This window comes from Kitasatospora putterlickiae (assembly GCF_039527695.1).
GTDB lineage: Bacteria > Actinomycetota > Actinomycetes > Streptomycetales > Streptomycetaceae > Kitasatospora > Kitasatospora putterlickiae.
This window is the reverse complement of sequence record NZ_BAAAKJ010000387.1, coordinates 8,109-12,831: the sequence shown is the minus strand read 5'-3', so window position 1 is coordinate 12,831 and position 4,723 is coordinate 8,109. Positions and strand designations below refer to the sequence as shown.

Genomic DNA, 4,723 nt, shown 5'->3' with positions numbered 1-4,723 from the left:
CGCCACCAGCGCCTCCCGGGACGCCGAGCCGACCACCTCCGCCGCGCTCACCCCGTACGGGCGCGCCGCCCGCGCCAGCACGGCCGGGGCGACGCCGCCCGGCACGCCCTGCACGGCCCGCGCCGCCTCGCCAACCGTCGCGCCCGCGTCGACGGTGACCAGCGGGCCGGCCCCCGCGAGCAGCGTCCGCAAGCTCCCCCGTTCCCACACCCCCGGCTCCGGCTCCTCCAGGAAGCCCCACTGCCGCATCCACGCGTCGCTGTGCACCTTGGACAGGTAGGAGCGGCCCGAGTCCGGCAGCAGCACCACGACCAGGTCCTCCGGCCCCAGCCGGCGCGCCACCCGCAGCGCAGCCGCCACCGCCGTGCCGGACGACGGCCCGGCCAGGATGCCCTCCTCGCGCGCGAGCCGGCGCGCCGTCAGCAGCGACTCACGGTCCGGGATGCGCTCGAAGGCGTCCGCGACGTCCTTGCGGTAGGCCCGTGGCCAGCGGTCCTCGACGGTGTCGGGGTGGATGAAGTGGCCGATGCTCTCGACGTAGTACGGGCTGCCGTCGCCGCCGCCGTAGACGGAGCTCTCGGGGTCGGCGCCGATCACCGTGACCCTGCCGCCGGAGACCTCCTTCAGGTGACCGCCGGTGCCGGTGATGGTGCCGCCGGTTCCGACGCCCGCGACGAAGTGGGTCACCCGGCCGCCGGTCTGCTCCCAGATCTCCGGGCCGGTGGTGCGGACGTGGGCGTCGGGATTGGCCTGGTTGTCGTACTGGTCGGCGAGCCAGGCCCCGGGGATCTCCTCGGCGAGCCGGCGGACGACGTTGAACAGGTGCGCCGGATCCTCCAGCGGCACGGCGGTCGGGGCGAGCACCACCTCCGCGCCGTACGCCCGCAGGATGTCCGCCTTCTCCGGCGACGCCCGGTCGGCCACCCCCGCGATCACCCGGTACCCGCGCCGGCGGCCGACGATGGCCAGGCCGATGCCGGTGTTGCCCGAGGTCGCCTCGACGATCGTTCCGCCGGGCGCCAGCAGCCCGTCCCGCTCGGCGGCCAGCACCATGGAGAGCGCGGCGCGGTCCTTGACGCTGCCGCCGATGCTGAGGAACTCGGCCTTGGCGTAGACGGGCGCGGCGAGGCCGGCGCCGAGGCGGGCGAGGCGGAACAGGGGCGTGCCGCCGATCGCGTCGAGTACGGATTCGTGCACGGCGGGCCTGGTCGGCATGGCGGGCTCCTCTACTCGGTGTCCGACGGGTGGTGCCGGCGCGTACGCCGGACCGCCTCCGGGGGGCCGGGGGCGGGGGCCGGGGGCGGGACCGGCCTCAGAGGGTCGACGCCCCGTCCGGCCGGGGTTCCGCCGCCGGCCGGGGTTCCGCGGTGGGCCGGGGCACCTCGAACTGCGGGATCCGGTAGGCGAGTCCCTCCGGTTCCCCGATGTCCGCCCAGCGCCAGGCCTCCGCCCACCACTGCGGGCCGCGCACCAGCGGGCGGCCGGCGAGCGCGAGGTGCAGGGCGAGCGTGGAGCGGGCGTAACCGTGCACCCAGCCGTCAGTCTGCCGGTAGGCGGCGGTCTCGTCCAGGCGCAGCCGGCCGCCCTCGCTCCCGGCCGCGAGCAACGGGGTCCAGTCGGCCTCGCCAGGGTCGGGCGACGGACGGTCGGCGACCAGCAGCACCAGCCGGCCGTCCTCCTCCTGGACGCGGTAGGGAGGGAGTTGAGGCATCCGGGCGAGGCCGATGGCGTGCTTCCAGGAGACCGTCCACAGGCCGCGCCGCAGGTAGTAGCGGACGGCGCGCCGCCAGGTCCAGTGCGCCTCCAGCCGGTAGCCGGGCAGGCCCTCGGCGGTGGCGGCCCGGTAGACCCGGTCGAGGGCGGCCGCCGCCAGGCCACGACCACGGGCCGAGGGGCGGAGGTAGAGCGAGGAGACGGCCAACTGGCCCGGTCCCCTCGTCCAGTTGTCGACGGCGATGGTGCCGACGGGCTCGCGGTCGTCACCGTCCAGCAGCCAGTACCGGCGGCGGTACAACTCGCCACCGGGCCACTCGCGGCCGCTCTCGCCGAGCCGCTCACGCAACCGCCGCTCCTCGCCCGGGCCGATCGCCTCCGGCTCGACGCGCTCGCCCAACTCGCCCTCGGCGCACGAGACGAGGTCCCAGAGCGCGAACCCGCGCCCGTCCCCCTCCCCCACCGCCCGCATCCCCGGCTCCCGGGCCAACCGCTCCTGCGCCCGACCGACCGCCTCATCCCAGGACCTCGCCACGCGGTCCACGATAGCGAGCCACCGGCACCGAAGGTAATTCAATGGACACCGAACGTGAGATCGGATACGAATTCCCTTGTTCGGAAAGCCCGCTGACGAGGCGATGCCGAGCACGACGACGAGGACGGAAGGCCCAGGACGAGGAGGAGCCCACTCCCATGCACACCGACCGCACCCACGACGCGATCCTCCGGACCCGCGGGCCGCCCCGACCGCCCGCCCGGTGGTAGGGGAAACCCGACCAGAGGACTCGACCTGACCGTCATGACCTCGCCGAGCCGCGCCGCTGCAATGAAGTGGTGCCGATTCACCGAGCCCGTACCCCGCTTCCGCCCGTCCCCAGCCGCGCCGACCGCGTCCGCCGCGTCCCCCGTCCACCGGGTTCCTCCCGTCCGCCCCGCCCACCCGGCGGGCGGAGGGCGCTGTGGTGCGGCGGCTGGCTGGTCGCAGCCGGGTGGGCGGGGGCGTTCCCGCTCGCCTCCGGGCTGGGACCGCACCGGAGTTGGGGACTGCTCGCGGCCGTGGGGTACCTGGTGGCGGCGGTCACCGTGCTCACGCTGCCCTCGCGATGGGCACGCGCCGGTTCGGTGGCGGTCGCGCTGACCGGTGCGGTCCTCGCGCCGCTGCTCGTCCTGGTCGTGACCGGGCACGGGCAGAGCGAGGTCGTCGTCATCGAACGGTCGGGCGAGCTGCTGCTTCGGCACGGGACGCCGTACCTGGCCGAGCCGCGGACGGTCGCGGAGTACACCCCCTACCTGCCCGGGATGGCACTGTTCGGGCTGCCCCGCGCCCTGTTCGGAGCGGATGGGTGGCCGGCCCGGCTACTCGGCGACGCCCGCCCCTGGTGCGCCGCCGTGTTCCTCGGCTGCCTGGCCGCCGCCGTCCGACCGCCCCGGCACGACGGGCGTACGGCCGGCCTGCGCGCGGCCGTCAGCGGAGCCGGCGGCGGCCCGAACGTGCCCGTCCTCGCGGTGGCCGCGCTGGTCGCCTCGCCGCTGGTCGCGCTGCCGCTCTGCGTCAGCGGGGTCGACCTGCCACTGACCGGCCTCTGCGTGCTCGCGCTTGCCCTGGCCGGCCGGGGCCGGCCGTTCGCCACCGGGTCGGCCCTCGCGCTGGCCTGCGCGCTCAAGTGGACGGCCTGGCCCGCGGTCGCGGTGGCGGTCGCCCTGCTCGCCGCCACCGTCGGACGCCGGGCGGCCCTGCGAGCGCTCGCCACCGCCGCCGTCGGCACGGCCGCGCTCGTCCTCCCCTGCGCGCTGCACGCACCGGGGCCGTTGATGGAGCAGGTGTTCGCCTTCCCCACCGGTCGCGGCGCGCTGCCCACCCCGGCAAGCAGCCCGCTGCCCGGCCGCCTGATCGCCGGGCTCGGTCCCGGCGGCTGGTACGCGGCGCTCGGCCTACTACTGCTCGCCGGACTCGCCGTCGCCGTGTCCCTCCTCCGACACCCGCCCCGGAACGCCGTCGCCGCCGCCGACCGGCTCGCCCTCGGCCTCGCCCTGGCCTTCCTGCTCGCCCCCGCCGGCCGCTTCGGCTACCTCGCCCTGCCCGCCGTCCTGGTCCTCGTCCCCCGCCTTCCCAGCCTCCGCCTCCTTCCCCGCTCCGCCCTCTTGTCCCGCCCGTCCCGCCAGCCCCTCCCGTCCCGCCCGGTCCTCGCGCGTTCCGCCCCGACCGCGGCCCCTCGCCCCCGCACACCCAAGGTGGTCCCCGCCCCATGACCGGCACGCTCATCGTCACCAACGACTTCCCGCCCCGGCAGGGCGGCATCGAGACCTTCGTCCACGCCATGGCCACCCGGCTGCCCGCCGAGGAGGTCGTCGTCTACACCTCGGACGAACCGGGCGCCGCCCGCCACGACGCCGCGCTCCCGTTCCCGGTGATCCGCGACCGGACGAAGACGCTCCTCCCCACGCCCCGGGTGACCCGCCGGGCCGCCGAACTCGCCCGGACACACGGCTGCGACCGGGTCTGGTTCGGCGCGGCCGCCCCGCTCGCCGCGATGACCCCGGCGCTGCGCCGGCAGGCCCCCGGAATCCGGCGGACCGTCGCCACCACGCACGGCCACGAGATCTGGTGGGCCCGCACCCCCGTCGCCCGGCGCCTGCTGCGGCGGATCGGCGACAGCGTCGACGTCGTCACCTACCTCGGCACCCACACCCGCGACCGGATCGCCCCCGCGCTCGGCCCCTCGGCCCGCCTCGAACGGCTGGTGCCGGGTGTCGACACCGAACTGTTCCGCCCCCGGCCCCGGCAGGCCGGCCCGCGGGCGCCGGTGATCCTCTGCGTGGCGCGGCTCGTCCCCCGCAAGGGCCAGGACACCCTGATACGGGCGCTCCCGCTGATCCGGCGCACGGTGCCGAACGCGGTCCTCGTCCTGGTCGGCCAGGGGCCGGACGAACAGCGCCTGCGCGAGCTCGCCCGCCGGCTCACCGCCCCCGGCGCCGTGGTCTTCGCCGGCGGCCGCGACCACACCGACAC

At 76.6% G+C, this 4,723-nt stretch carries 3 protein-coding genes and 1 pseudogene; 2 read left to right on the top strand and 2 right to left on the bottom strand.

What is annotated here, in order from left to right; translation table 11 throughout:
• Both ABD308_RS33725 and ABD308_RS33720 read right to left on the bottom strand, forming a co-directional pair.
• A partial coding sequence (locus tag ABD308_RS33725; RefSeq protein ID WP_344343518.1) for a PLP-dependent cysteine synthase family protein occupies window positions 1-1,215 on the bottom strand: 1,215 nt, incomplete at its 3' end.
• 97 nt (window positions 1,216-1,312) lie between these two features.
• Window positions 1,313-2,248 carry a GNAT family N-acetyltransferase gene (locus tag ABD308_RS33720; RefSeq protein WP_344343516.1) on the bottom strand — a complete coding sequence of 312 codons (936 nt, stop codon included), beginning with the start codon at window positions 2,246-2,248 and terminating at the stop codon, window positions 1,313-1,315.
• 422 nt (window positions 2,249-2,670) lie between these two features.
• On the opposite strand from ABD308_RS33720, the gene ABD308_RS33715 reads away from it, so the two are divergent.
• Both ABD308_RS33715 and ABD308_RS33710 read left to right on the top strand, forming a co-directional pair.
• Entirely contained in the window at window positions 2,671-3,963 is a 1,293-nt protein-coding gene (locus ABD308_RS33715; protein ID WP_425554916.1) for a glycosyltransferase 87 family protein, read from the top strand.
• Window positions 3,960-4,723, top strand: a pseudogene (locus ABD308_RS33710) (glycosyltransferase family 4 protein); the annotation flags it as partial. The gene ABD308_RS33715 and the pseudogene ABD308_RS33710, both read left to right, overlap by 4 nt.